This window comes from Uliginosibacterium sangjuense (assembly GCF_059132465.1).
On sequence record NZ_CP101132.1, the window covers coordinates 4125105 to 4151077 of the forward strand.

The 25973-nt window shown below is 68.1% G+C and carries 20 protein-coding genes; 5 read left to right on the forward strand and 15 right to left on the reverse strand.

Annotated elements, in window-relative coordinates; genetic code table 11:
• Nucleotides 1-28: 28 nt before the first annotated feature.
• From NMB43_RS19165 to NMB43_RS19175, 3 genes are read right to left on the reverse strand one after another with little or no spacing between them, the layout of a single operon-like run.
• Complete coding sequence (locus NMB43_RS19165; RefSeq protein WP_494349772.1) at nt 29-1606, reverse strand: efflux transporter outer membrane subunit; 1578 nt, start codon at nt 1604-1606, stop codon at nt 29-31.
• Between the two features lie 19 nt (nt 1607-1625).
• A complete protein-coding gene (locus tag NMB43_RS19170; RefSeq protein WP_494349773.1) occupies nt 1626-4814 on the reverse strand; it encodes an efflux RND transporter permease subunit in 3189 nt (1062 codons plus the stop codon).
• 31 nt (nt 4815-4845) lie between these two features.
• Entirely contained in the window at nt 4846-6114 is a 1269-nt protein-coding gene (locus NMB43_RS19175) for an efflux RND transporter periplasmic adaptor subunit (RefSeq protein ID WP_494349774.1), read from the reverse strand.
• A 268-nt stretch (nt 6115-6382) separates the two neighbouring features.
• Between NMB43_RS19175 and NMB43_RS19180 the strand changes: the two genes are divergently transcribed.
• Genes NMB43_RS19180 through NMB43_RS19190 form a run of 3 tightly spaced genes read left to right on the forward strand, consistent with a single transcriptional unit; the run spans nt 6383 to nt 8842 of the window.
• Nucleotides 6383-7393, forward strand: a complete 1011-nt coding sequence (locus tag NMB43_RS19180; protein ID WP_494349775.1) for a LysR family transcriptional regulator — start codon at nt 6383-6385, stop codon at nt 7391-7393.
• A gap of 53 nt (nt 7394-7446) precedes the next feature.
• Nucleotides 7447-7677 (forward strand): RNA-binding S4 domain-containing protein, encoded by a 231-nt coding sequence (locus tag NMB43_RS19185; protein ID WP_494349776.1) that lies wholly within the window; start codon nt 7447-7449, stop codon nt 7675-7677.
• 19 nt (nt 7678-7696) lie between these two features.
• Nucleotides 7697-8842 carry an Eco57I restriction-modification methylase domain-containing protein gene (locus NMB43_RS19190; RefSeq protein WP_494349777.1) on the forward strand — a complete coding sequence of 382 codons (1146 nt, stop codon included), beginning with the start codon at nt 7697-7699 and terminating at the stop codon, nt 8840-8842.
• A gap of 177 nt (nt 8843-9019) precedes the next feature.
• Here NMB43_RS19190 and NMB43_RS19195 read toward each other — a convergent pair whose 3' ends face one another.
• From NMB43_RS19195 to NMB43_RS19240, 10 genes are all read right to left on the reverse strand, one after another.
• A complete protein-coding gene (locus tag NMB43_RS19195) occupies nt 9020-10000 on the reverse strand; it encodes a hypothetical protein (protein ID WP_494349778.1) in 981 nt (326 codons plus the stop codon).
• 124 nt (nt 10001-10124) lie between these two features.
• Nucleotides 10125-10691 (reverse strand): hypothetical protein, encoded by a 567-nt coding sequence (locus NMB43_RS19200; RefSeq protein ID WP_494349779.1) that lies wholly within the window; start codon nt 10689-10691, stop codon nt 10125-10127.
• The gene (locus NMB43_RS19205; RefSeq protein WP_494349780.1) at nt 10688-11755 is read right to left on the reverse strand and encodes a beta-ketoacyl synthase N-terminal-like domain-containing protein; all 1068 of its coding nucleotides are present in this window, start codon (nt 11753-11755) and stop codon (nt 10688-10690) included. The genes NMB43_RS19200 and NMB43_RS19205 overlap by 4 nt, the downstream gene beginning before the upstream one ends.
• Nucleotides 11752-12021: an acyl carrier protein gene (locus NMB43_RS19210; RefSeq protein ID WP_494349781.1), complete on the reverse strand. Its 270-nt coding sequence runs from the start codon at nt 12019-12021 to the stop codon at nt 11752-11754. The genes NMB43_RS19205 and NMB43_RS19210 overlap by 4 nt, the downstream gene beginning before the upstream one ends.
• A 151-nt stretch (nt 12022-12172) precedes the next feature.
• Nucleotides 12173-13327, reverse strand: coding sequence for an ABC transporter permease (locus NMB43_RS19215; RefSeq protein WP_494349782.1), 1155 nt, complete (start codon nt 13325-13327; stop codon nt 12173-12175).
• Nucleotides 13327-14250: an ABC transporter ATP-binding protein gene (locus NMB43_RS19220; RefSeq protein WP_494349783.1), complete on the reverse strand. Its 924-nt coding sequence runs from the start codon at nt 14248-14250 to the stop codon at nt 13327-13329. Before NMB43_RS19220 ends, NMB43_RS19215 begins: the two co-directional genes overlap by 1 nt.
• Nucleotides 14250-15233 carry a BtrH-related acyltransferase DarH gene (gene darH / locus NMB43_RS19225; protein ID WP_494349784.1) on the reverse strand — a complete coding sequence of 328 codons (984 nt, stop codon included), beginning with the start codon at nt 15231-15233 and terminating at the stop codon, nt 14250-14252. Before darH ends, NMB43_RS19220 begins: the two co-directional genes overlap by 1 nt.
• Nucleotides 15234-15241: 8 nt before the next feature.
• Entirely contained in the window at nt 15242-15637 is a 396-nt protein-coding gene (locus NMB43_RS19230; protein WP_494349785.1) for a DarG family dialkylresorcinol biosynthesis protein, read from the reverse strand.
• On the reverse strand, nt 15637-16770 hold the full coding sequence (locus NMB43_RS19235; protein WP_494349786.1) for a beta-ketoacyl-ACP synthase III: 1134 nt from the start codon (nt 16768-16770) through the stop codon (nt 15637-15639). The genes NMB43_RS19230 and NMB43_RS19235 overlap by 1 nt, the downstream gene beginning before the upstream one ends.
• Nucleotides 16760-17740, reverse strand: a complete 981-nt coding sequence (locus tag NMB43_RS19240) for a dialkylresorcinol condensing enzyme (RefSeq protein WP_494349787.1) — start codon at nt 17738-17740, stop codon at nt 16760-16762. Before NMB43_RS19240 ends, NMB43_RS19235 begins: the two co-directional genes overlap by 11 nt.
• Before the next feature lie 266 nt (nt 17741-18006).
• Here NMB43_RS19240 and NMB43_RS19245 point away from each other — a divergent pair, with 266 nt between their 5' ends.
• Together NMB43_RS19245 and NMB43_RS19250 are read left to right on the forward strand one after the other, a co-directional pair.
• Nucleotides 18007-22800, forward strand: a complete 4794-nt coding sequence (locus NMB43_RS19245) for a YCF48-related protein (protein ID WP_494349788.1) — start codon at nt 18007-18009, stop codon at nt 22798-22800.
• 85 nt (nt 22801-22885) lie between these two features.
• On the forward strand, nt 22886-23725 hold the full coding sequence (locus tag NMB43_RS19250) for a hypothetical protein (RefSeq protein WP_494349789.1): 840 nt from the start codon (nt 22886-22888) through the stop codon (nt 23723-23725).
• Between the two features lie 260 nt (nt 23726-23985).
• Here NMB43_RS19250 and NMB43_RS19255 read toward each other — a convergent pair whose 3' ends face one another.
• A complete protein-coding gene (locus NMB43_RS19255) occupies nt 23986-24258 on the reverse strand; it encodes a hypothetical protein (RefSeq protein ID WP_494349790.1) in 273 nt (90 codons plus the stop codon).
• Between the two features lie 203 nt (nt 24259-24461).
• Nucleotides 24462-25946, reverse strand: a complete 1485-nt coding sequence (locus NMB43_RS19260; RefSeq protein WP_494349791.1) for a glutamate synthase subunit beta — start codon at nt 25944-25946, stop codon at nt 24462-24464.
• Between the last annotated feature and the right edge of the window lie 27 nt (nt 25947-25973).

A 25973-nucleotide genomic window follows, 5' to 3' on the forward strand; every position in this document is an offset into this window, starting at 1 on the left:
ACCGTCACCACCCGCCAGTCAGGGTCGCTCAGCGCACCGCCAGTTTTGGGGCCAGCCCTGCGGCCTGCGCAGCCACGCCCTCCCAACCACCACCCAGCGCCCGGATCAGGTTGACCGCCGTGCGTGCGCGTTCGCCATCGAGCTGCAGGGCGATGCGCTGCTGATCCAGCACGCTGCGGTCCGCGTCGATGACATCCAGATAACTCACAAGCCCCTCGCGGTACTGCGTCTGCGACAGTTGCGAGGCGCGCGTCGAGGCGGTCACGGCCTCGTCCTGCGCGCGCATCTGCGCATCCAGGATGCGCAGCCCGGCCAGGTTGTCCTCCACTTCGCGGAAAGCCACCAGCACGCTCTGGCGGTAGTTCGACACCTCTTCCTCATAGGCGGCACGCGCACGCTCCAGGCCGGCCTGACGCCGGCCACCGTCGAAGATCGGCAGGTTCAGCATGGTGCCGGCCAGCGGGCCGAGCAGGAAGCTGCGGCTGGACCACTGGAAGAGATCGCCCAGCTCGGCTGACTCGTAACCGGCCGTGCCGGTCAGCACCAGATTCGGGAAGAAGGCCGACTTCGCCACCCCGATGCGCGCATTGGCCGCCGCCATCGCACGTTCGGCCGCCGCGATGTCGGGGCGCCGCTCCAGCAGCGCCGAGGGCAGGCCTGCCGGCACCGTCAGCGTGATGCGCGTCAGCGGCTGCGGAGCCAGGCCGAACTCGGCTGGCGTCTTGCCCAGCAGAATGGCCAGCGCGTGTTCGGCATTGGCACGACGACGCGCGACGCCTTCGGATTGCGAGCGCGCCGAGGCCACCTCGGTGCGCACGCGCGCCAGGTCCAGCTCGCTGATGTCACCCGCATCGAAGCGCTTCTGCACCAGCGCCAGCGTCTGCTCGCGCAGCGCCACGGTACGTGCCAGCAGGGCCTGCTCGGCATCCAGCTCGCGCAGCAGGAAGTAGGTGTTGGCCACGTCAGCCTGCAAGGCCAGGCGCAGCGAGTGGAACAAGGCCTCGCTCTGCTGCGTGCTGGCCGTCGCCGCATCGACGCTGGAGGCCACGCGGCCGAACAGGTCCACCTCGTAGGAAATGCCGGCCTGCGCGCGCCACAGCGTGCTGTAGCCAGTCTCGGCATCGGGCGGCAGGCCTTGCGAGGCCGGCGAAGGCCGCTGGCGCGTGGCACCGAAGCCGACACCCACCTGCGGCGCGCGGTCGGCCTGCGCCGAACGCTGCAGCGTCCGCGACTGGGCCAGCCGCGCGGCGGCGGCCTTGAGGTTCTGGTTGGCGTCCAGTGCCTGCACTTCCAGCGCGTCCAGCGTGGCATCGCCAAAGGCACGCCACCACTCGCCACGCGCCTGCGCCTCGGCCGGTTGCGCGGTCTTCCAGCCCTCGGCCGGCGCAGCTTCCTTGAAGGCGGCAGGCGTCGTCGCCGCAGGCCGCTCGTAGGTCGGCGCCAGCGAGCAGCCGGCCAGGATCAGCGCGGGGCCGAGGACACTCAACAGAGGGCGCCAGTTGTTCAATCCGCCGTTCTTCGTTTCGTCCTTGCTCGCAGCGTCGTTGTTGGCAGCGTCATTTCCGCCTGCGCGGGCATGACGCTCAAGTGCGTGTGTGTGATTCATGTTCATGGTCCTTCGAGTCTCAGTGCTGTACCTGCGCCACCGTCAGCGGCGCCGTGTGCTTGCTCGCCGAGTGCAACGCGTGGCGCTTGTTCAGGGTGCGCAACACGACGTAGAACACCGGCGTCAGGAACAGGCCGAACAGCGTCACGCCCAGCATGCCGAAGAACACCGCGACCCCCATGGCATAGCGCATCTCGGCACCGGGGCCGAAGGAGGCGAGCAGCGGCACCACGCCCATGACGAAGGCGATCGAGGTCATCAGGATCGGGCGCAGGCGCAGGCGGCTGGCGTCGATGGCGGCCTGCAGCGGCGTTGCGCCCTGCATCTCCAGCTCGCGGGCGAACTCCACGATGAGGATCGCGTTCTTCGCCGACAGCCCCACCAGCACCATCAGGCCGATCTGGGTGAAGATGTTGTTGTCGCCTTGCGTCAGCCACACCCCGGTCAGCGCCGCGAGAATGCTCATCGGCACGATCATGAGGATGGCCAGCGGCAGCGTGAGGCTCTCGTACTGCGCGGCGAGCACCAGGAACACCAACAGCACGCTGATCGGGAACACCCATACGCCCGCGTTGCCGGCCAGGATCTTCTGGTAGGTCAGATCGGTCCATTCGAACTTGATGCCGCGCGGCAGGGTCTGCGCCGCCACCCGCTCGGCGGCCTTCTGCGCCTGGTCGGAGGAGTAGCCTGGCGCCGGCCCGCCGTTGATGTCGGCCGCCGTGTAGCCGTTGTAACGCACCACCATCTCGGGGCCATAGGTCGGCGCCAGCTTCACCAGCGAGGACAGCGGCACCATCTCGCCGTCGCGATTGCGCGTCTTCAGTTGCAGGATGTCCTCGGGGTGCGCGCGGAACGGCGCATCGGCCTGGGCCCGCACCTGATAGACGCGACCGAAGCGGTTGAAGTCGTTCACGTACAGCGAGCCGAGGTAGATCTGCATGGTGTCAAACACATCGGTGACCGGCACGCCCAATTGCTTGGCCTTGACCCGGTCGAGGTCGACGTTCAGTTGCGGCACGTTGATCTGGTAGCTGGAGAAGGCCGGGCTCAGTTCCGGTGCCTTGGCCGCCGCCGCCAGGAAGGCTTGCGTTGCCTTGTCGAGTTCGGCATAGCCCAGCGCGCCGCGGTCCTCGATCTGCATCTTGAAACCGCCCAAGGTGCCCAGCCCCATCACCGGCGGTGGCGGGAAGACGGCGATGAAGGCGTCCTGGATCGCCGCGTACTTCTGGTTCAGCGTGGCCGCGATGGCGTTCGCGGTCAGTTCCTTGCCCTTGCGTTCCTCATGCGGTTTCAGCGTGGCAAACACGATGCCGGCGCTGGAGCTGTTGGTGAAGCCGTTGATCGACAGGCCCGGGAAGGCCACCGCGCTCTCCACCCCGGGTTGCTGCATGGCGATCTCGCCCATGCGGCGGATCACCGCTTCGGTGCGGTCCAGCGAGGCGCCGCTGGGCAATTGCGCGAAGCTGATCAGGTACTGCTTGTCCTGCGCCGGCACGAAACCGCCCGGCACGATCCACGAGATGCCCACGGTAGCCGCCAGCAGCAAGGCATAGACCCCCATCGCCGCGGTCTTGCGCTGGATGACGCCGCCGATGCTGCGCGAGTAGCCATCGGCCGCGCGGTTGAAGAAGCGGTTGAAGGCAGCGAAAAAGCGCCCGAAGACGCGGTTCATGCCCCGCGTGAGCCAGTCCGGTTCCGCGTCATGCCCCTTGAGCAGCACGGCGGCCAGCGCCGGCGACAGGGTCAGCGAATTGAAGGCGGAGATCACCGTCGAGATGGCGATGGTGACCGCGAACTGCTTGTAGAACTGGCCCGACAGGCCGGTCATGAAGGCCAGCGGCACGAACACCGCGATCAGGGTCAGCGCGATGGCGATGATCGGCCCGCTGACCTCCTGCATGGCGCGATAGGTCGCCTCGCGTGGCGTCAGGCCGGCGGCGATGTTGCGCTCCACGTTCTCGACCACGACGATGGCATCATCGACCACGATGCCGATGGCCAGCACCATGCCGAACAGGCTCAGCGCGTTGATCGAGTAGCCCAGACCCAGCAGCAGCGAGAAGGTGCCGACGATGGACACCGGCACGGCCAGCAAGGGGATGATGGACGCGCGCCAGGTCTGCAGGAACACGATCACCACCAGCACCACCAGCGCCACGGCTTCGAGCAGCGTATGCACGACAGCCTTGATGCTGGCGCGCACGAACTGCGTCGGGTCGTACACGATGCGATGCTCGACCGAGGGCGGGAAGTCAGCGGCCAGCTCGGCCATCACCTTGCGCACATCATCCGAGATCTGCAGCGCGTTGGCCCCCGGCGACTGCATGATGCCGATGCCGATGGCGGGCTTGTTGTCGAGCAGCGAGCGCAGGCCATACTCGGACGCCGCCAGCTCGACGCGCGCCACGTCAGCCAGGCGCGTGACGCCGCCATCGGATGAAGTCTTGAGGATGATGTCGCCGAACTGCTCCTCGGTCTGCAGGCGACCCTGCGCATTGACCGACAACTGCAGCGGCACGTCGGCGGGGCTCGGCGAAGCGCCAATCACGCCGGCCGCGACCTGCACGTTCTGCTCGCGGATCGCGGCCACCACGTCGCTGGCGGTCAGCCCGCGCTGGGCGACCTTCTGCGGGTCCAGCCAGACACGCATGGAGTAATTGCCACCGCCCCACATCACGACCTCGCCGACACCGGGAATGCGCGACAGGCGATCCTTGACGTTGATGAGCGCGTAGTTGCGCAGATAGGTCAGGTCGTAGCGGTCGTCCGGCGACAGCAGGTGCACCACCAGGGTCAGCGTGGGGGAGCTCTTGGTCGTCGTCACGCCGAGGCGCTGCACGTCCTCCGGCAGGCGTGGCAAGGCTTGCGCGACGCGGTTCTGGACCAGTTGCTGCGCCTTGTCCGGGTCCATGCCGAGGTTGAAGTGCACGGTCACCGCGAGGTTGCCGTCGCTATTGGCCTGCGACTGCATGTACAGCATGTTCTCCACGCCGTTGATGGATTCCTCCAACGGCGAGGCGACGGTCTCGGCGATGACCTTGGGATTCGCGCCAGGGTACTGCGCGCGCACCACCACCGAGGGCGGCACGACCTCGGGATACTCCGAGATCGGTAACTGGAACATGGCCAGCACGCCGGCCAGCAGGATGATCACCGACAGCACGCCCGCGAAGATGGGGCGGTCGATGAAGAACTTGGAGATATTCATGGGGGGCTCCCTGATTGTTCTTGTCGTGGGCTCAGCTACGCGCCAGCTCGCGCTTGGCCGGAGTCGCCGCCGCCGCCGCCGAGGCAGCCTCGGGCGGCGTGGGGACGGTCTGGCCGGACGGCTTGCGGGCAGCGCTCAACGCGGCGCTCTGCATGGGCACCTCCTGCGGCGCCACGAGCACGCCGGGACGCGTGCGCTGCAGGCCGTTGACGACCACCCGCTCGCCCGCCTTCAGGCCGCTGTCGACGATGCGCAGACCATCCTGCACCGCGCCCAGCTTCACCTCACGGTAGGCGGTGTGGTTGTCCGCCGCGACGACCAGCACGAAGCGGCGGTCCTGGTCGGTGGCGACAGCCTTCTCGTCGATCAGCACGGCCTCGCGCTCAGTGCTGCCACCCAACTGGATGCGCGCATACAGGCCCGGCAGCAAGATGCCATCGGGATTGTCGAACACAGCGCGCACGCGGATCGTGCCGGACGAGGTGTCGAGCCGGTTGTCCACCGAGCTGATGCGGCCTTCGCGCGGGAAGCCATCCTCGTTGGCGAGCCCCAGGAACACCGGCACGCTCTTGCCCTTGCCGGTACGCCCCGGATTGATGTGCTTGAGGAAGCTCTGCTCGTCGACGTCGAAGGCGGCGTACATCTGCGCCACCGACACCAGCGTGGTCAGCGGCGGCGTGGCGGCGCCGGCGCCGACCACGTTGCCGACCGTCACCTCGGCACGCGAGACCTGGCCCGACACCGGCGCGGTGATGCGCGTGTAGCCCAGGTTCAGGCGCGCCGACTCAACGGCCGCACGCGCCGCCTGCAGGTTGGCCGCCGCTTCGCGCGCGGCGTTCTGCTTGCTGTCGTGATCGCGTCGCGCGACGGCGTTGTCGGACAGCAGGCGCTGACTGCGCGCCAGCTCGGACTCGGTGAAGGCCGCCCGCGCCTCGGCCGCGGCCAGGTTGGCGCGCGCCTGGTCCAACGCGGCTTCGTAGGGACGCGGGTCGATCGTGAACAACACCTCGCCCTTCTTCACCAGGCTGCCGTCGCGGAAATGTACGGCGACGATTTCACCGGCAACCTGCGGCCGGATCTCGACGCGGTCCACCGCCTCGATGCGGCCGGAATAGTGCTGCCAGTCGATGATCTTGCGGGCCACGACGGTGGCGACATCGACGCTGGTCGCCGGCACTTCGGCGGGTTTCTCGTCGGCCCTGGCCGCGGGAATCTCGAAGGCGCCGAGCGCGGCTGCGAGACCGATGAGACTGGCCACCGTGATGGCCAGGCCGAACTGGGTACGGGACGTGGATGACATGGGGACACTCCTTGGGATTGTTTTCGGGGGCTGCGGCGCGCGGGCGGACGGCTCGACTACCTGGCTTTCGGGCACAGGGCCCGTGGTGGCCGGCCCGCGCGTGCTGCAGTGCAAACTTGGCTGGTTTGCATCTTGGACGTTGGCTTGCAACGAATAAATACTGTAATTTCGGTAACACTATTCCGCTGCAACAAACAATCGGCGTATAGTCCGGCCATCGTGGCCCACAGGCCGCAACAGGCCGGTGGGCCTTCAGGGGGAGCAGGACATGGATCGTTTCCAGGCAATGCAGGTGTTCACCCGCGTGGTGGACGCCAACAGCTTCAGCGCGGCGGCAGACAGCCTCGGCCTGCCGCGCGCGACCGTCACCACCACCATCCAGAACCTGGAGAAGCGCCTCAAGGTGCGCCTGTTGAACCGCACCACGCGCAAGCTGAGCCTCACGCCGGACGGCGCGGCCTACTACGAGCGCTGCGTGCGCATCCTCGACGACCTGGAAGACACCGAGGCCTCCTTCATCGACGCGGCGCGCGGCCCGCGCGGGCGGCTGCGCGTGGACGTGCCCCCCACGATCGGCCGCCTGATCCTGATTCCCGAGCTGCACGACTTCCATGAGCGCTACCCGGACCTGGAACTGGTGATCGGCATGAGCGACCGCCCCGTCGACATGGTGCGCGAGGCCGTGGACTGCGTGATCCGCATCGGCGAGCTGAAGGATTCGTCGATGGTCGCGCGACGCATCGGCACCTTCCAGGGCGTCTCCTGCGCCTCGCCCGCCTACCTCGAACAGCACGGCATCCCGACCTCTCTCGAAGACCTGCAGGAGCATCACCACGTGGTGCACTACTTCTCCAGCCGCACCGGGCGCACCATCGCCTGGGACTTCGTCATCGACGGCCAGATGCAGGAGGTGGAGATGCGCGGCAAGGTCTCGGTCAACGACGGCGACGCCTACATCGCTTGCGGGCTGCAGGGTCTGGGCCTGATCCAGCCGCCGCGCTTCATGGTCTACCGCGAACTGGAAGCCGGCACCCTGGTCGAGGTGCTGCCCCACCTGAAACCCTCACCGATGCCGATCTCGGCCGTATACCTGGCCAATCGCCATCTCTCGCCCAAGGTGCGCGTGTTCGTCGACTGGGTGGCCGAGCTGTTCCAGGGCTGTCCGCTGCTCAGCGGCTGCCATGCCGAAGGCGGGCCTTGCCAGTTCGCCGGCCAACCCGGTGGCCACACGCTGCGCGCGCTGCTGGAGCAGCACAACATGGCCGAAGGCGCCTTCTGAAAGAAGCCGCTCAGGTACCATGCGGGCTCCTCCCGCCCTCCTCGCACGCACCCATGAAGCACCCGGAAGCCCACACCTTCGTCCTCACCGCCGACTACATCGAACTCGACAAGCTGCTCAAACTGCTGGCGATCGCCAGCTCTGGCGGCGCGGCGAAAGCGATGGTGGCCGAGGGCATGGTCACGGTGGATGGCGAGCTGGAGACGCGCAAGACGCGCAAACTCTACGCCGGCAGCGTGGTGCGCGTGCAAGGCGAGGAAATCCACGTCCTGCCCGCGGCCTGATCTCGCCGGGGCTCGTCCGATGCCGCTCGACATCACCCGCCTCGGCCAGGTCTTCACGCCACCCGCCGTAGTGGACCTGATGCTGTCCCTGCGCCGCAACACCGGGCGCACGCTGGAACCCTCCTGCGGCGACGGCGCCTTCTTCTCGCGCATCCCCGACTGCGTGGGCATCGAGTTCGACCGCCGCGTCGCCCCGCCCGGTGCGCGCGTCATGGACTTCTTCGCCTACCCCGAGCGCGAGCGCTTCGCCACCATCATCGGCAACCCGCCCTACGTGCGCTTCCAGGACATCCGCCCGGCCACCCGCCAGCGCCTGGACATGACGCACTTCGATGGACGCAGCAACCTCTACCTGTTCTTTATCGAGAAATGCATCCGCCATCTCGAACCGGGCGGCGAACTGATCTTCATCACCCCGCGTGACTTCATCAAGGCCACCGGCGCACGCAAGCTCAACCGCCTGATCTTCGACACCGGCAGCATCACCGACTTCATCGACCTGGGCGACGCGCGCATCTTCGAAGGCGCGCTGCCCAACTGCGCGATCTTCCGCTTCGAGAAGGGGCGCACCGACCGCGCCATGCACGACGGCCGCCGCTTCGACTGTCACGACGGCCAGCTCGTCTTCATCGACGGCCGCTACAGCGTGCCCTTCGCCAGCCTGTTCGCGGTCAAGGTCGGCGCCGTGTCGGGCGCCGACGAGATCTTCACCCACCCCGAGGGCAACCGCGAATTCGTCTGCTCGCGCACCGTGGACACCGGCGAGCTGCGCCGCATGATCCACAACATCCCCCACCCGCACCTGCTGCAGCACAAGGACGCCCTGCTCGCGCGCCGCGTGCGAAAGTTCAGCGAGCGCAACTGGTGGAAATGGGGGCGCGAGCATCACAAGTCCGACGCCCCGCGCATCTACGTCAACGGCAAGACGCGCCAGGCGAAACCCTTCTTCGTGCACGACTGCCCCGACTACGACGGTGCCGTGCTGGCCATCTTCCCGCATGACGCAAGCATCGACGTGCGCCACGCCGCGCAACTGCTCAACGAAGTGAACTGGGCCGAGCTGGGCTTCGTCTGCGACGGCCGCTACCTGTTCACACAGCGCTCACTGGAGACCTGCCTGCTGCCGGAGGATTTTCCGGCGCGGCTGGGCGTCACGACACCCTGAGCGCCTGCACGCGTCCGGACGGAAGCGTAGCCCGGATGCAGCAAAGCGGAATCCGGGAATATCTATTTCCCGCAGCCTCCGGATTCCGGCTTCGCCTACATCCGGGCTACTTACTCTCCGCGTCTATTCCAACATCAGTCCTGAAACGCGAGTGCATTTGACACCGCGCTCGGGCTGTCATTGACTAGTTACTCGCTGAAAGTAAGGCATAACAACTCCACGAGACTGCTCGCCCACGGTGAACAACATCTGGATACTCATGGATTTATAAAGAACGGCTCGTTTTGAGCTGGGGAAAATCAAACGAACAGTGCTCATATCTAGTGGGCAGATCACTAGTGGATAAGGTTTGACACACTCGTCAAGGAAGAACGCGGGCTCAATTTGCGAACATGCGAAGCATAGGCTCGACCATTCCACTGCAGTTGTTGCGTGCGATACCTCTTTCAACTCGATCCCATAGTCAGCCTGCAACGTTGCTTGAATGCAGCGACACAGCGCCTCGCTCACTTGGTAAATCCACCAGAAATGGACGAGCATGTCCCGAGAAAACGAGAAGGCTGTTTCTAGATGGCCGTGCTTTTCATGTAGCTTTCTGTTCGGTCCAATCGTTTCTGCGCAGTGTGGACCGTCAAGAAAGTAACCCATTACCACCGAGCCCTCAGTGTTTCCACACACAGCCCGCAGTTGAGCACTCGCGTGCTTCATCTCGTTAACAATGATCCCTACATGCCTATTGCGGTAGCCTTGGTGTATCAGTTCATGGAAAGCGCGGAAGCCTGGGAGCTTGACGGCAAAAAGGAAGTCGCTATGTGTGCGGTACTCTTTATCGGTTGGTTTGCGCAAGGCTCGTAGAACCTCATGAGCTACATCGATATGCTCATTGAGGCGGTAGAGTAAGGCCTCATACCTTTCAAGCGTCTCTGCATAGTGCTTGAGTTCAGTCTTGAACATAACTTCGATGCGGAGCTTATCCAGTAGCGGAAAGACCTTAAGCCAAGCAGTCTGGATTCGATGCAGCGAAGTTTGATACGCCGAAAGCGGATGCTTTAGCCCATGCGCTGCATGGTGCAGAAGATCGGGCGGAATCGCCCGGATCAGATTCTCGGCCCTAGGCCGAAGCGAGCCATTCGCCGCAACGCTTCTGAATATTTCCATTTCATTCTTGTGCTGTTGTTACCGCTCAGTATTCTGCACGTAACACCAAGAGCAGAAGACGCTGGACTAGCTCCCAACCTGCGGCGGCATCGAATACGCACTCGGCAGCCGAGGATTGGCGCACCTAAACACTCTCCACGCCATCCGTACCCAAGCGCAGCCAGTGCGCTCCGCTGTGCTGCGCGCTCAAGGGCTGCCAGTGCAACTCACCCGGCGCCGCCTGCGGCACGCAGTACCACCAGCGCGACAGCTCCGGCTCATCGACCCAGCCGAACAACAACGGCCGTGCGTCGAGGCTCGCTTCGAGCAGCGTGAGCTGCAGCAGGGCTGTCCAGTCCGCGTGATAGTGGAAGCTGGCGTCGCCGCGCCAAGCGAGCTGGCGTGCCAGCAAGGCCAGGGCCTGCGCCGGCAGGCTCTGCAGGAAGCTGAAGGGCATCAGGGCTTCGCCGGCTCGACTCTGCGCGGCCAGCGCCTCCATGGCGTTCGCCGCACCCGTGCCGCTGCCCAGGCGCAGCAGGGCATTGGCGGGCAGCGTATGCCCCTCCATGCAGTCCAGCGCGCCGGACAGTACCCGTTCGGCATAGCCACCGATGCGGCGCAGGCTGACGCCGGGTCGTGCGGCAAGACGCTCGCGCCAGTCCGGCGGTAGGGTGTCTGGGCTGCGCGCGACGATTCGCCAGGCCAGCGTCATGCAGCCTCCCGGTCTTCGAGGATGGCTGCGGCATGGCCGCCGCCGAAGCCGAGGATCAGCACCAGGGTGTAGCGCGCCGCGATGCGTCGTGCGGCGCTCAGGCGCAAGCCCAGCGCGGGGTCGGGCTCGACCGTCTCGATGGGCAAGGACTCCGCTTCCTGTGCCGCGCACAGCAGCGCGATCTCGGCCGCGCCAGCGGCGCCCAGGCAATGGCCCAGAACGGGCTTCAAGGACAGCAGCGGCGGCAGCGTCGGAAAGATTGCGTGCAGGGCACGCGCCTCGGTCGCGTCGTTGGCCGGGCTGCCCGAGGCCTGCACCTTGATGAGGCCGATCTGCTCCGGCGTCAGCCCGGCCTGTGCCAGCGCCTGCCGGCAGGCCTGTTCGACGGCCACTTGGGTGGCGCCGCCGGGATCACTGCCGTCGACGACATTGGCCAGCGCGCGCAGTTGCCAGCGCGCCGCGCTCGAACCCACGCGCAACACGGCCACGGCCTCGCCCAGCAGCATGCCGTCGCGTGCCGCACCAAAGGGCTGTGCCAGCGTGGCGGTGAGCATCTGCATGGCATGGAAGCCGGCCGGGCCGAGGCGCGCGTCCAGCTCCACGCCCAGCACAACGACTTCCCGTGCCTGCCCGCTGGTGATAAGACGCTGTGCCGTGAGCAGTGCGTTCATGCTGCTGGTGCAGGCAGTGTCGATGCTGAAGATCGGCCCTTGCCAGTCCAGCCAGTCGCGCAACTGCGTGGTGAAGCGCAACGGCAGGAAGGGTTCGCCAGCGGCCACCGCCGCACTGCCATCGCGCGAGGACGAGGCCAGCAGCAGCGTCGCATCCCGGTCAGTGCAGCCGGCTTCGGCCAGTGCGGCTTCGATAGCGCGTCTTGCGGTCTGTGCCCAAGCTTCCCCGGCCGCAGCCGCATGCAGTGCGCGGTAAGGACGCTGCGTGCCATCCGCGAAGCGGAGTTGGGCCGGCGGCGGCGTGCCATCGCGCAGGGCGGCGCAGGCCTGCCCCAGATCCATGCCCAGCGCCGACACCAGGCCACGCCCCAAGATGGCAAGCGACGCGCTCATGCCTTGGTCAGCGCCGCCTGCAGGTAGCCCAGCAGATCGCCCAGCGAGGCCAGCGCGCGGCGCGTCTCCTTGCTGTCGGCCATGCGCAGACCGTACTGCTTCTGGATCGCCATCGAGATCTGCAGCGCATCCAGTGAATCCAGCGCGAGGCGCGCCTCGGCGCCGAACAAGGGCTCGTCGTCGCGCAGCCCACCCTCGGGCTCGGTCTTTTCCGTGGCTTCCAGAAGCAAGGCCTTGAGGGATGCGAGTGACAGGGAAGAGGTCATGGTGTGGATCAAGGAAACGGAGGCTGCGCCGAACATTTCTCTATTTTGTCATTCCCGCGCAAGCGGGAAACCACTTCAACGCGCAATGCAGCATCCAGGGGGCATGTGGATTCCCGCGTGCGCGGGAATGACGAATCTGTTCGGTGTTGCCTCAACGCATGCGGCGGTTGAACAACAGCACGGCCAGCCCCAGCATCAGCGCAGCGAAGACGATCAGCGGCAGCAGGCGTGGCGCCAGCAGCGCTGGCGTGGCACCGCGCACCAGCACGTCGAGCAGGCCTTCCAGCGCCCAGTTCATCGGCGACCAGGCGGCGATGCGTTGCATGCTCTCCGGCATCACGAAGGTGGGCACCATGATGCCGCCCAGCGCGGCCATCACCACGTTGGCCAGCGGGCCGATGGCATTGGCATGGGTATGGCTGCGTGCGAGGCAGGACAAGAGCAGCGCGAAGCTGACGGCGGCCAGCGCGATGGCCAGCACCGCCAGGGCCAGTGCAGCGAAGTCCACGCCGGCGAAGGACAGCGCCTCGCCGCCCAGTTGGGGCATCAGCCAGCGGCCCACGGCCAGCATCAGCACCGCCTGCAGACAATTGACCAGCAGGTAGGGCAAGGCCTTGGACAGGATCATGAGGTGGCGCGGCACGCCCAGGCTGGCCAGACGCGCCAGCGTGCCATCGGCGCGCTCCTGCACGAACAGGCTGCCCATCGCCGCCACCACGAAGAACATGCCGAACACCAGCCAGGCCGGCACGCTGTGCTGCACCGAGCTGAGCCGTACCCTGCCCTGCAGGCGTTCGGCCACCACCATGGCCTCGCCCTTCTTCATCGCATCCAGGGGCATGCCGGTCATGCGCTCGATGATGGTCTGCACGCCCTGCGCCGCCACCATCGCGCGCAGCTCGGCGAGGCTGCTGTTGTACAGCGCGCTGTCCATGCCCGGCTCGGCCACCAGGCGCACCAGTGGCTGCTCGGCCACGCGGGTGTTCTTGAGCGCCGTGCCGAAGCCCTCTTCGATGACCAGGGCATACTTGATGTGGCCGCGCGCCAGCGCATCGCGCCAGTCGGCCGGCGGCGGCTGCGGCTGGCCGCGCCGCTTGCTCCACAGCGCGATCAGGTTGTCGGCCGCCTCGCTGTGCTCGCCCATCACCGCCACCCAGTGCTGCTCGGCCAGCGGTGGCGCGTAGACGTTCTTCAGCGCCAGCGACATCACGACAATGAACACCAGCGGCATGATGAACAACGCACCGAAACCATGCAGGTCGCGCGTCAGGCACAGCAGTTCCTTCCACATCAGGGCGCGCAGCATCAGTCGTCCCTCAAGGAGCGGTGGGTGAGCTGCATGAAGAGCTGCTCCAGGTTGCGGTGGCCATAGCTGGCGCGCAGCACGCGCACACCGGCCGCCTCCAGCGCCATCAGCGCCGCGCCGGGCTGGGCGTCGCGATGCAGGGCCAGCGACCATTCACCATGTGACAGCGTAGGCTCGCCAAAGGGCGACAACAGGTCGCGCAGCACCGCGACGTCGAGCCCATCGCAGCGCAGTTGCAGGCGATGCGCGCCCTCGGCCAGCAGCGCGGCAAGCGAACCTTCGCGCAGCACGCGGCCATGGTCCATGATCACCACGCGGTCCGCCACGGCCTCGATCTCTTCCATGTAGTGCGAGGTGTAGACCACGGCCGTGCCCTGGCGCGCGAGCTGGCGTACCGCGTCCAGCAGGAAGGCGCGCGTCTGCGGATCGACGCCCACCGTGGGCTCGTCGAACAACAGCAGTTGCGGCTCGGCCAGCAAGGCCAGGGCGAAGTTGAGACGCCGCTTGAGGCCGCCTGACAAGGCCTGGGCGCGTGTGCCGGCGAATTCTTCGAGGCGGGCGAAGGCGAGGCAGGCCTCGATGCGCTCAGCACGCAGCGCACCGTGCAGGCCGGCCACCCCGGCGAAGCAGGCCAGGTTCTCGCGCACCGTCAGCAGCGGGTAGAAGGCGAAGTCCTGCGGTGCCACCGCGATGCGCGTGGGATGCGCGCGGCGCAGCGTCGCCAGCGGCTGGCCGTCGATCTCGATGCGCCCCTGCGTCACCGGCAGGCCACCGGTGAGGTGCGCGATCAGGGTGCTCTTGCCGGCACCATTGGGCCCCAGCAATCCCAGAATGCTGCCGCGCGCGGCCTGCAGCGAGACGCCGTCCAGCGCCGGCCGTGCCGCGCCGGCATAGCGATGGGCCAGATCGTGGACGGCCAGCATCAGGCGGCCGCCTGCTTGAGGGCGCGGAAGAAGGCCTCCTCCGCCACCGATTGCTCGCGCAGCAGATCGGCAATGAGGGCGGGCTGCAGCGGCTCGCGGCCACGGATCATGCGCGCGGCGCGCAGGGCCAGCATGCGCCAGCCGTCGCCGATGCCGGTCAGGCGCTCGGCCAGCTCGGTCAGCGCGGGGCGTGCGGTCAGCGTGGCCGCCTCCTGCAGGAAGGCGGCGTAGAGAAAGCGGAAGCCGGCGCCGCCGGTGCCGATCTCCTCCTGCATGCGCACCAGGTGCCCGATGAAGGCCGCGCCTTTCTCATTGGCCGGCAGGCGTTCGATCTTGCGCGCCAAGAGACGCATGCCGCGCACGCCGACGATGGGCAGCGGTGCCAGCATGCCGCGCGCCGTCTTGCGGATTGCACGCAGTACATCTGCGCCACGCGGCGTACTGCGTGCCACCGCCTCGGGGTAGTACAGCAGGCCCTTGGGTGCCAGCAGGCCTTTGGCGAAGCGCGCGCGCGCCAGGTCGGCGGCGGCGCAGCGCACCGGCTCTTCGAACACCGGGTCACTGATCAGGTAGTCGTCACCGTCCTTGCCATACACGAGCAGGTTGTGCGCGTTGAAGTGGAAGCGCATGTCGGGCGGGAAGTAAGGCAGCCAGAACACCGAGGTCTGCAGGCCCACCACGCGCCCTTCGGCCAGCAGCGCATCGAGCCGCGCCTGACCGGCCTGCGGCGTGCGGAAGGTCTCGAAGGGGCAGCGCGCCGCCATCGGCACCGCCAGCCCCTTGATGATGGCGCGCGGCGGCATGCGGTAGGCAATCAGCGGCAGGCCGGTCAGGCGCACGAAGGGCAGGTAGGCGAAGGACAGTGCGGCCGACAGGCCGAAAGCCATGGCCTCGCTCATGGCGGCGCCGTGATGGCTCAGCAGGCTGGCCATGACACCGCTTTCGCAGTGCGCGGCGTGGCGGTGCTGGAATGCGTTTGGCATGGCAGCACTCATGGCAGGTTTCGCAAAGCTTCGACGCTGATGCCCAGCGCGTCGGCGTAGCGCGCCAGCAGGCGCGGCGACAGGCGCGCGAACACGGCCGGCCGCAGGTGGCGGCGCACCCGCCAGCGCCACAGGCCGGAGCATTGCGCCAGCAACGCCTCGTCCATGCGGCGCGCATACATCCAGTAGGCCAGCGGCGAGGCTTCGCCACGCTGCACGCGCTCACGCGCGGCTTGCGCCTGCGCATCGAGTGCAGCCACGGCCTGCAAGGTGACGATCTCCTCGACCTCCCAGCCGGTCGAAGGCGCAGCCACCAGGCGCCCATCGGCATTGCGGGCGTACACCGCCTTGCGATGGCCGCCCAGCGTGCGGTTGCCCTCCTGCGGCACACCCTCGACGTCCATCAGACGACCTCCATGTGGATGAAGCCCCAGGAGAAGCGACCGCTCTCCGGCACGTAGCCCAGCACGCGCTGGCCACGCTGCAGACGGCCGCTGCGCAGCAACGCATCGAGCATGATGTAGAACGAGGCCGAACCGGTGTTGCCGCAGGTATCGAGATTGGTGAACCAGCGCTCACGCGGCAGGGCGAAGCCCATGTCGGCGATGGCCGCCGCCATCGGCTCGGCAAAGTAATAGGACGACAGGTGGGGCAGGAACCAGTCGATCTGCTCGGCACGCAGGCCGCGCTTGTCCATCAGGCGCTGCAGCGGGCGCAACAGCGTGGCCGGGCCGATCTCCTCATTCAGCAGGCGCACGTCCTGCTTCACGGCGAAGACGGAACGCGCGTTCCACTGCGCCGGCGGAATCTGCGCCCAGCCGGTCAGCGAGTCGTCACCATTCTTGTCGGCACCGGCGTACATGCAGGCCGGCAACTCATTGGCGGCCGAGCCCATCTCGATCCAGTCCACGCGCAGCGACAACGCGCCGCGTGGGCGGTCTTCCAGCAGCACGGCACCGGCGCCGTCGGACAGCATCCAGCGCAGGAAGTCTTTCTCGAAAGCGAGTTCCGGCTGCGTCTCCAGCAAGGCCACGCGTGCCGCGATTTCGGGTTCGAAGCACTCCGCGCGCATCACCGCCGAAGCCAGTTCGGAAGCCGCCGCCACGGCGCGCCGCGCCTCGCCAGCGCGCACGTTGAGCCAGGCATGCTTGAGCGCGGCCAGGCCGGACAGGCAGATGCCCGCGCAACTCACCACCTCCAGCCCCGGCCAGCCCAGCTCGCCATGCACCATCACCGCGTGGCTGGGCATCAACTGGTCGGGCAGCGAGGTGCCCACGGCCAGGCAGTCGACCTGCCCCGTCACATCCAGGCCGCGGATCGCCTGCGCCGCCAGTTGTGCATTGCTCATCGCGAGGCGGCCGGTGGCCGGGTCGATGGCGTAGTGGCGCGAGCGGATGCCGTTGCGTTTGAGAACCAGGCGCCGCGCCCGTGAGGGCTGGCCACCGACCATGCCCAGCACGCTCTCGATGTGTTCGTTGTCGACCGGCGCGAAGGGCAGGAAAGCGGAACTGGCGTTGAGGAATACTTCAGAAGTCATAGTGCTGCATGCGTTCCCGGCCGCAGCCGGAAGGAAGTTCGTGTTCGGTCTTGAGGCGTGCCAGGCGGCCGCTCAGCAGGGGGCGCAGCAAGGCCTGCAGCAGCAGGCTCAGCGGCACCAGCGTGAGGATGGCGCAAACCAGGAAAGTCACATAGACGAGCAACAAGGGTTGGCGCATTGGCGCCCCCGGCCCGCCCGCCGCGCGCAGCAGGTGGCCCCACAGGTAGAAGCTGCGCGTACCGGCTTTCTCGCTGAACCACAGGCGGGGGTCGACGGTGACAGCCTGCAGGCCGCCCAGCAAGGGTGCGTCAGCTTGCTCGGCATCGGCTGCCAGGGCATCGCGCAGGGCCAGGCCGAAGCGCCGCGCGTCGCGCGTCTGCGCCTCGTTCACGCCGGCCGGCGGCAGGCCCAGGAAGGCATCGCGCCGCCCCGTCAGCAGCCAGCGCGGGGTAGTGATGAAGGTGGCCAAGGCGGGCGCCGGATCGGTGAACACCACATTGTCGAGCAGGCGCGCGCCCAGCGCATCGAGCAGGCCGCGCATCTTCTGCTGCGCCATCAGCCACATGTTGCGGCAGGCGATGACGGTAACCACCGGCTTGCCGCGCAGCAGGCGTGCCGCCACCGGGTGCTTGAGGAAGGCCACGACCGGCTGCGAGGGCGCCAGGAACCACACCTGATAGGGCAGGATCACGAGGTCGAACTCCTCGTCGCCGCGCAGGCCCAGCGGCGCCAGCGGCGGCGGCAGCATGTGCGCCGATTCGGGAAAGGCGTCGAGGAAGCGGAAGAAGGACCACGGGAACGGAAACGCCGGCTCGGGCCGCAAGGCCTCGACATGCAGGGCCACCCCGGCCTCGCGCAAGGGCGCCAGGATCTGCGCCACGACGGCGTCGAGCTGGCCGGTCTGCGAGTACTGCAGCACCAGCACGCGCTTGGGCGTGGCGGCAGGAGCCGGCAGTGTGGCCTGTTCCATGATGGGTCGAGAAGCCTGAGACAGGCCGTCCAGTGATTGGCGAAGGCGCGATTCTACCGTGCCCGCCCCACCCTGCCGCGCCCGTGCGAGCTGCACCAAAGAGCGGGGAAACCCTTGCCTGACGCGGCATTGCCGTGGCCCTCTGGCGGCCCGCCTGGAGGCGCTGGAGCCTGACCTAAGGGCAACCGGCTGCACCGACATGGCGGGGCCACGGGCGCCAAACTACTATTCGGTGACCCAAAGACCCGGATACGAGGCGAACCCCGATGCAGGCGCCCGACACCAGCCCCAGCCCCAGTCCCAACGCCTATCCCGGCGCCAGCAGCCGGCCCCGGCGGCGGCGTGTGCGTGCGCCCCGCCCGTCCCTGGTCGGTCTGCTGCTCACCCTGTGCGTACTCGCCGCCGCGACCCTGCTGGCCCTGCTGCAGACGCCGCACCCGGACATGCACCGCCCGCTCGCAAGCTGGGACCTGGCGCGCCTCGACTGGTGGGCCTGGCCGCTGGAGCGCAACGCCTTCCGCCGCAGCGTGGTGCGCGGCAACCTGCGCGACGTGTTCGCCCTGCCGGGCGAGCCGCAACGACTGTGGGTGGTCGGCGAAGGCGGCCTGATCCTGCACTCCACCGACGGCGGCATGAACTGGGAGCAGCAGCGCCCGCGCCCGCCCGCCACGCCGCGTGCCGCCACGGCCGGCGCGTTCTCGCTGATCGCCAGTGCACACGCCGCCGAGCCCCCGCTCGACCCCAAGCTCGCCGCCCAGCGCGAGTGGGAGGCGCAGCAGGCGGTGCAGCAGAAGGCTCCGCCGCTCGCCGGGAACATCGAAGGCGGTGGCCGCGCAGGGGGCACCCTCCCCGTCGACAAGACACCCGCCAGCCCTCCGCCCGAAGCCAGCGCCCCCGCCGCGCAGCCGGCGACCGCCGATCCCGGCCAGACCCTGCTGCACCGCGTGCAATTCGTCGACGCCCAACGCGGCTGGGCCGTGGGGGAGTCCGGCACCCTGCTCGCCAGCGAGAACGGCGGGCGCGACTGGGCCCTGCAGGCCAGCGGCACCCGTAGCGCGCTGCGTGGCCTGCACTTCCTGCCCAGCGGCCTGGTCGGCTGGGCCGTGGGCGACGCAGGCGTGATCCGCCGCACCCAGGACGGCGGGCGCAGTTGGAGCGCGCAGGACGGCGGCACGCGCGCCGATCTTCACGCGGTGCATTTCCTCGACGACGGCCAGAACGGCTGGATCGCCGGCGCCAACGGCCTGCTGCTGTTCACCCGCGACGGCGGCACGCGCTGGCAGGCAGGCCTGATCGCCAGCCGCGCGCCGACCGGCGATGTGCATGACATCCGCGCCCTGCGCGACGGCCGCCGCGTGCTGGCCGTGGGTGCAGACGGCGTGCTGCTCGCCTCGCAGGATGGCGGCGCCAACTGGGCACGCCGCCTCGCCGCCCCGGCCCTCGATGCCGGCGCCCCCGGGAACGACGGCCCCGCCCGCCCCGCCGCCACGCTGTACCGCCTCGCAGTGGGGACGGATGAGCAGCAGGTGTGGGTGGCCGGCAGCGACGGCCAGGTGCTGTTCAGCAGCGACGGTGGTGGCCAATGGCAGCGTCATCAGACGCCGGAACGCGGTGCCGACCTGCAGGGCATCGCGACCGATGGCGCGGGCAGGGCCTGGGTGGTCGGCGATGGCGGCAGCCTGCTGCTGGGCGAGGCGCAGGGGCAGCGCTGGACCGGCCTGGCCGCCGGCGTGCGCGCCGCCCTGCTCGACGCCAGCTTCATCGCCGACGGCCAGCGCGGCTGGGCTGTGGGCCCGGCCGGCAGCATCCTCGCCACGCGCGACGGTGGCGACACCTGGGAGGTGCAGGCCAGCGGCAGCCAGGGCAACCTGCTGGGGGTGCACTTCCTGGCGGGTGGCCTGCGCGGCTGGGCTGTGGGCGAGGACGGTCTGATCCTGCACACGGCCGATGGTGGCGACACCTGGCGAGCGCAGCAGAGCGACAGCCGCGTCACGCTGCGCAGCGTGTACTTCCTGCCCAACGGGCGCAACGGCTGGATCACGGGCGACGATGGCGAGCTGTTGGCGAGCAGCGATGGTGGCGACACCTGGCGGCGCAGCCCGCCGGCCACCCGCCAGGCGATGCAGCGCATCCACTTCGCCGAGGACGGGCAGCGCGGCTGGATGCTGGGCGGCAGTCTGTTCGCCAGCCTCAGCCTGGGTACGCAAGATCCGCAACTGCTGCTCACGCAGGATGGCGGGCGCGTGTGGCGCGGCGTACGCGTGCCGGCCAGCGGCGCACTGCAGTCCATCACCGTGGCGGCGGATGGGCGCCGCGTCTGGGCCGTGGGCCTGCCCGGCATCCTGCTCGTCAGCAACGATGGCGGTGAGAACTGGCGCGCCGAGAAGCTGGACGGCAGACCCTGGCTGTTCGACGTGTTCGCCAGCAACGACGGCCAGCGCGTATGGGCCGCCGGCAGCGAAGGCACCCTGCTCGCCACGCGCAACGGCGGGAGCACCTGGACCACGCAGCAGACCGGCACCCGCAACTGGTTGCGTCATGTCAGCTTCAATCCCGACGGCGAACGAGGCCGGGCGCTCGGCGCCTATGCCACGATCATCACCACCGACAACGGCGGCAACCAGTGGAAGGCGGCGGCACAGTACCGGCGCTACCTCGCGCCCTGGTACTACCTGCTGCTGGTGGGCGGTCTGCTGGTGCTGGTGCTGCAGTTGCGTCAGGCCTGGCGCCGCGCCAGCACGCCGCTGGAGAGCGACCTGCAGGCGGCACGCGCCGCGCTGGCCGCCGAAGAGGGGGAGAACGCCACCGACCTGGCCGACCACGGCGTGGCCGTGGCACTGGCCTCGGACCAACCGGTCAACGCGCTGGACAAGGATCGCCTGGGTTATGCCGCGGCCATCGAGGCGCTGCGCGATTTCCTGCGCAACGAGGCGACCGAGCCGCGCATCACGATGGCGATCTCCGGCCCCTGGGGCAGCGGCAAGTCCTCCATGATGCGCATGCTGCAGAGCGAGCTGGAGCGCATCGGCTTCCGCACCGCCTGGTTCAACGCCTGGCACCACCAGCAGGAAGGGCGCCCAATGGCGGCCCTGTTCAACACCATCCGCCGCCAGGCCGTGCCCTCCCTCTTCCGCCGCCCGGTGGCCGCGCTGCGCGTGCGCAGCCGCCTCATCTGGGGGCGCGGCCCGTTCTACAAGCTGGTGTCGGTGGGTATCCCGCTGCTGGTGCTGCTGGCCCTGGGCGACATGACGCACGAGCCCAACCCGGGCGACCGCCTGCTGCAATGGGCCAAGCACCACCTGCTGCAGATGGACCGCACCGTGCTTACCGACAAGAGCATCCAGCAGTTGCGCCCGGCGGTGTCGGCCTGCGGCAAGGGCCGCCCCGCCACGACCGGCGCGCAGTCGGCCCCGGCCGCGCCGGTCGAGGCCATCCGCTGCGAGGTGTTCGACTACATGGAGCGCGCACTGGTGTGGGAGTCGGCCGACAAGAGCGCAGCCACGCGCTCGCACTGCGCCGATCCGCGCCCGGTCAGCGAGGAGCTGCGCTGCGTGTTCAACCGCCCGGAGCAGATGCTGGCGACGATCGAGAAGCATGCCGGCGTCGTGAAGCTGTGGCCCAGCGAGCGGCGCGCCATCCTCAAGGCGGCCGAGAGGCTGGAACCGACGCCACTGTTCCCCGGACTGGAGCACTTCCTGCTCCCGCTGTTCGGGGTGCTGGCCCTGCTGTTCACCAAGGGCATCTCGGTCTATGGCCTGCAGTTGCTCAAGCCCCTGCAGGCCTTGCTGATCACCAGCGACAAGAGCGATGGCAGCGGCAAGGAACCGACCGGTTCGATCGAACATTACCGGCGCGAGTTCGCGCTGCTGACCGATGCCCTGGACGGCCGCCTGGTCGTCTTCGTCGACGACCTGGACCGTTGCGACCCGGCCACCGTCAACAGCCTCATGGAGATGACCAACTACCTGGTCGACGTGGGGCGTTGTTTCATCGTGCTGGGCATGGCCATGGACCATGTGAAGGCCTGCATCCAGCCGCGCACCGCGGTCGCCTCGCAGGACCAGTACGCCACCGAGTACCTGCGCAAGCTGGTGCACATCGAACTGCCGGTGCCGGTGGCGGGCACCCACGCCACCCTGAGCCTGCTCGGTGAGGTCGAGGCGGCAGCCCCACCCCCCCTGCCCACCGCACAGCCCTGGCACCAACGCCTGCTGGGCTCGCTGCAGGCCATCGGCGACTGCGTGCTGCCACACCTCAAGCTCCCCGCCTGGGGCTTCTTGCTAGCCGCACTGGTGAGCGGCGCAATCTGGTTGGGTATCGCACTGAACCAGTTGCGCCAGGCGCCGCCGCTACCCATCCCGGCGCCACAAGCCACACCGGCCGCGACGCCGACGCAGGCAGCGCCCGATGCCACGCCGATCCCCCCACCGGACACCGGCCGTGTCCGCCCCGCGCTGCCGACCGCACAGGCTGACGTCGGCGTGAACCAGCCGGCACCGTTCCGCCTGTCCTGGCCCTGGTTCGCCGTCGGCGGCCTGCTGCTGGCCCTGCTCGCCATGTCGCCACGCATCCTGCGCGAGCGCCTGACTCTGGCCCTGGGCGGCGTGCTGCGCACGCAGGATTCGGATCATTTCCGCGCCGCGCTGCAACTGTGGCACGAAGCGGTGCGCCTGCACGACGCCACCCCGCGCGGCATCAAGCGCTTCTTCAACCGTGCGCGCCTGTTTGCGATGTATGAGCAGCAGGACCTTGAGCGCATGCGCGCCGCCGGTGTCGCCGCCGAAGACATCGATGAAGCCCACGTGGTCGCGCTGGCGGCGATCCACCACGTCTCGCCGGAGCTGCTGGGCATGCTGCCGGAATGCGAACCGAACGCGGCGGAAGCAGACTGGGCGCGCCTGAGCCACACACGCTGGGCGGCACGCACGCAGGAGCAGGGGCCGAGCCTGCTGAACCCGCTGTTCAACGCGATGCAGGCCCACCAGGCGCGCTTCGGCGTGCCTCCGCGCGCCGCCATCGAACGCTTCATCCAGCGCGTGGAGCGCATCCAGGTGCGCTGAGCACCGCTTGCGCCAGCGCAAGCGTATGGTCAGGCGCTGCGTGCAGGCTGGTGGATTCCTGAGCACGCTGGGAAGAAACCACGCCATGCACCTGCGCCACCGCCTCGTCACGGGACTGTTGCTGGTCCTGATCAGCCTGCCGCTCCTGGCCATGGAACACGCCGAGGACGAACGCCTGGCGCGCCTCGCGCGCGACAGCAGCTCATCCCTGGCCGGCCCACGCGTGACCCTGTGGTATCCCGCTCGCCTGTTTACGACGAGCGAAGCGCAGGCCTTCCTCGACCAACTGGACACCGCGCTCAAGGAGATCGAGCAGCGCCTGCAGCGATCGCTGGACGCCGCGCATTACCAGGAGCGACCGATCGAGGTATTCCTCACCCCGCAAGGCGGCGTATCGCACGTCTATGGCAGTTATCAGCAGCCCCGCTACGACAGACCCTGGATCTTCCTGCTGCCGCGCATGGTCAAGGACCAGCGCTCGCCTTACTCGCACGAGATGACCCATCTCGTGGCCTGGCGCTTCCAGGCCCACTCGCTGCGCGAAGGCCTGGCCTGCTGGATGCAGGTCACCCTGGCCGAAGCCGGCAAGGGGCTCAACACGCCGGTGCACGGTTTCACCAACCGCACCGAGGCAGACCGTCTGAGCGCCAACGCCCTGCGCGGCAGCGCAGGCCCGGCGTTACTGGCAGCCATGGGCAGCGACGGCCTGCCCGAACGCAGCCTGACCGCCCCCGGCGGACAGGAGCGGTCCGACTATTACGCGCTGAGCTATTCCTTCGTCGCTTTCCTGATCGAGCGGCTGGGTCTGGCGGATTTCATGAAACTGTACGAGGCACCCAGCCTGCGCGACCCGGCTGCACTGGCCGGTGTCGACATTGCCCAGCTCCGCCAGCAGTGGCTGGCCCACCTGGGCCTGGCGCCCTGAGCCCGGCGACGCTCACCGGCACCAGACGCGTCAGAGGCTGTTCATGATCTTTCGTACGCCATTGAAAAGCCGGACTTCAACCCCTCCCGACCTCCACTCTCGCCCCTGCATGGGCTCGCGGCTGCACTCCGTGTTCCCCGCTTCGCCCCCTTGTCACGGAGGAGGAGCACTCCCAATCGGGCCGGCTTGACCTCCCTCCCCTGTCAAGGGGAGGGCTGGGGAGGGGTTTCCATGACAAACGAAAGATCGTAGACGGCTTCTCAGGGCTCGCGCGAGGCCGCCTCCGCCTGCCGCAGTTGCCCCTTGATACGCGCACACATCCAGGCGCTGCCCACCAGGGGTAGCAGGCTCAGCGCCAGCCCCCCGTCCCAGCCGCGATAGTGCGCCCACGCCCCCAATGCCGCGCACAGCACGGTGATCCCGCGCCAGCGCAGCAGGTACCCCCGGCCATGGGCGCACAACCAGGCCGCGGCCTGCTCGCCCTGCTGGCGCATCAGGCGGTCCGGGATCATCAGGTCAATCCACCGCTGCACATCGCTCTCCTGCCGCACGACTCCCACCTGCCGGCCCGCATTGACTGCGCCGGCGGCCTTGCATCCATCATGCCCAAGCCCCCAGGATCGGCCTCCTCCGCTGCCCAGGTGGACTGTCGTCCCTCGCCGGACCCGGGCAGCGACAAGGCACAAATGAAAACGGACACCCACGGGTGTCCGTTGTCGTGCGGGCAGCGTATTCCTTATCGCGGCAGCACGCTGTCGCCCATCAGGAAGGCGTCGACCTCGCGCGCGGCCTGACGGCCTTCGCGAATCGCCCACACCACCAGCGACTGGCCACGGCGCGTATCGCCTGCGGCGAACACCTTGGGCACGTTGGTCGCGTAGCACCCCGCCCCGTCGGTGGTGGCCTTGGCGTTGCCGCGCGCATCCTTGTCGACACCGAAGCCCTCGAGCAGGCCTGCCACCGGGTTGGTAAAGCCCATCGCCAGGAACACGGCCTCGGCCGGCAGCACGCGCTCGGAGCCCGGCACTTCGGACATCTTCATCTGGCCGGTCTTGTCGTCCTTCTTCCACTCGACCTGGGCCGTGACCACCGACTTGAGCTTGCCGTTCTCGCCGCGGAACTCCTTGGTCGTGACGGACCATTCACGGTCACAGCCCTCCTCGTGCGAGGAAGACGTGCGCAGCTTGATCGGCCAGTACGGCCACACCAGCGACTTGTTCTCCTGCTCGGGCGGCTGCGGCATCAGCTCGAACTGCAGCACGCTCTTGGCGCCCTGGCGGTTGGAAGTGCCCACGCAGTCGGAGCCGGTGTCGCCACCACCGATGACGACGACATTCTTGCCGGTGACCTTGATCTGGTCCTTCAGCTTGTCGCCCGCATTGACCTTGTTCTGCTGCGGCAGGAATTCCATGGCGTAGTAGACGCCTTCCAGCTCGCGCCCCGGAATCGGCAGATCGCGCGGCACTTCGGAACCGCCCGACAGCACGACGGCATCGAAGTCCTTGAGGATCTGCTTGGGCGAGACCTTTTCCTTGGCATCGCTGCCGACGCCCTTGGGCAGGTCGGCGTCCCCGATGTAGACCGAGGTCTTGAACACCACGCCTTCGGCTTCCAGTTGCTTGGCGCGACGGTCGATCAGGCCCTTGTCGAGCTTGAAGTCGGGAATGCCATAGCGCAGCAGGCCGCCGATGCGATCGCGCTTCTCGAACACGGTCACGTCGTGGCCGGCGCGCGCCAGTTGCTGCGCGGCGGCCAGGCCGGCCGGGCCGGAACCGACGACGGCAACCTTCTTGCCGGTCTTCTTGGCCGCCGGCTGCGGCTTGACCCAGCCGTTCTCCCAAGCCTTGTCGATGATCGCATGTTCGATCGACTTGATGCCCACGGGCGCGGCGTTGATGCCCAGGGTACAGGCAGCTTCGCAGGGGGCCGGGCAGATGCGGCCGGTGAACTCGGGGAAGTTGTTCGTCGAGTGCAGCACGGCGATGGCTTCCTGCCACTTCTGCTTGTACACCAGGTCATTCCAGTCCGGAATGATGTTGTTGACCGGGCAGCCGTTGTTGCAGAACGGAATGCCGCAGTCCATGCAGCGCGCGCCCTGGATCTTGGCCTGGTCGTCGCTCAGCGCGAGCACGAACTCCTTGTAATGCTTCTTGCGCGCCTCGGGCGCCTCGTAGCCCTCGTCCTGGCGCTCGAACTCAAGAAAGCCGGTTACTTTTCCCATTTTTCAATCTTCCTCAATCTGTCTCTA

Coding starts and splice junctions, on each gene's coding strand:
- darH (WP_494349784.1), bottom strand. CDS start 15,233: ATGCCAAACGCATTCCAGCACCGCCACGCCGCGCACTGCGAAAGCGGT.
- NMB43_RS19230 (WP_494349785.1), bottom strand. CDS start 15,637: ATGGACGTCGAGGGTGTGCCGCAGGAGGGCAACCGCACGCTGGGCGGC.
- NMB43_RS19165 (WP_494349772.1), bottom strand. CDS start 1,606: ATGAATCACACACACGCACTTGAGCGTCATGCCCGCGCAGGCGGAAAT.
- NMB43_RS19235 (WP_494349786.1), bottom strand. CDS start 16,770: ATGACTTCTGAAGTATTCCTCAACGCCAGTTCCGCTTTCCTGCCCTTC.
- NMB43_RS19220 (WP_494349783.1), bottom strand. CDS start 14,250: ATGCTGGCCGTCCACGATCTGGCCCATCGCTATGCCGGCGCGGCACGG.
- NMB43_RS19170 (WP_494349773.1), bottom strand. CDS start 4,814: ATGAATATCTCCAAGTTCTTCATCGACCGCCCCATCTTCGCGGGCGTG.
- NMB43_RS19215 (WP_494349782.1), bottom strand. CDS start 13,327: ATGCTGCGCGCCCTGATGTGGAAGGAACTGCTGTGCCTGACGCGCGAC.
- NMB43_RS19180 (WP_494349775.1), top strand. CDS start 6,383: ATGGATCGTTTCCAGGCAATGCAGGTGTTCACCCGCGTGGTGGACGCC.
- NMB43_RS19245 (WP_494349788.1), top strand. CDS start 18,007: ATGCAGGCGCCCGACACCAGCCCCAGCCCCAGTCCCAACGCCTATCCC.
- NMB43_RS19200 (WP_494349779.1), bottom strand. CDS start 10,691: ATGACGCTGGCCTGGCGAATCGTCGCGCGCAGCCCAGACACCCTACCG.
- NMB43_RS19190 (WP_494349777.1), top strand. CDS start 7,697: ATGCCGCTCGACATCACCCGCCTCGGCCAGGTCTTCACGCCACCCGCC.
- NMB43_RS19175 (WP_494349774.1), bottom strand. CDS start 6,114: ATGTCATCCACGTCCCGTACCCAGTTCGGCCTGGCCATCACGGTGGCC.
- NMB43_RS19210 (WP_494349781.1), bottom strand. CDS start 12,021: ATGACCTCTTCCCTGTCACTCGCATCCCTCAAGGCCTTGCTTCTGGAA.
- NMB43_RS19185 (WP_494349776.1), top strand. CDS start 7,447: ATGAAGCACCCGGAAGCCCACACCTTCGTCCTCACCGCCGACTACATC.
- NMB43_RS19260 (WP_494349791.1), bottom strand. CDS start 25,946: ATGGGAAAAGTAACCGGCTTTCTTGAGTTCGAGCGCCAGGACGAGGGC.
- NMB43_RS19205 (WP_494349780.1), bottom strand. CDS start 11,755: ATGAGCGCGTCGCTTGCCATCTTGGGGCGTGGCCTGGTGTCGGCGCTG.
- NMB43_RS19250 (WP_494349789.1), top strand. CDS start 22,886: ATGCACCTGCGCCACCGCCTCGTCACGGGACTGTTGCTGGTCCTGATC.
- NMB43_RS19240 (WP_494349787.1), bottom strand. CDS start 17,740: ATGGAACAGGCCACACTGCCGGCTCCTGCCGCCACGCCCAAGCGCGTG.
- NMB43_RS19195 (WP_494349778.1), bottom strand. CDS start 10,000: ATGGAAATATTCAGAAGCGTTGCGGCGAATGGCTCGCTTCGGCCTAGG.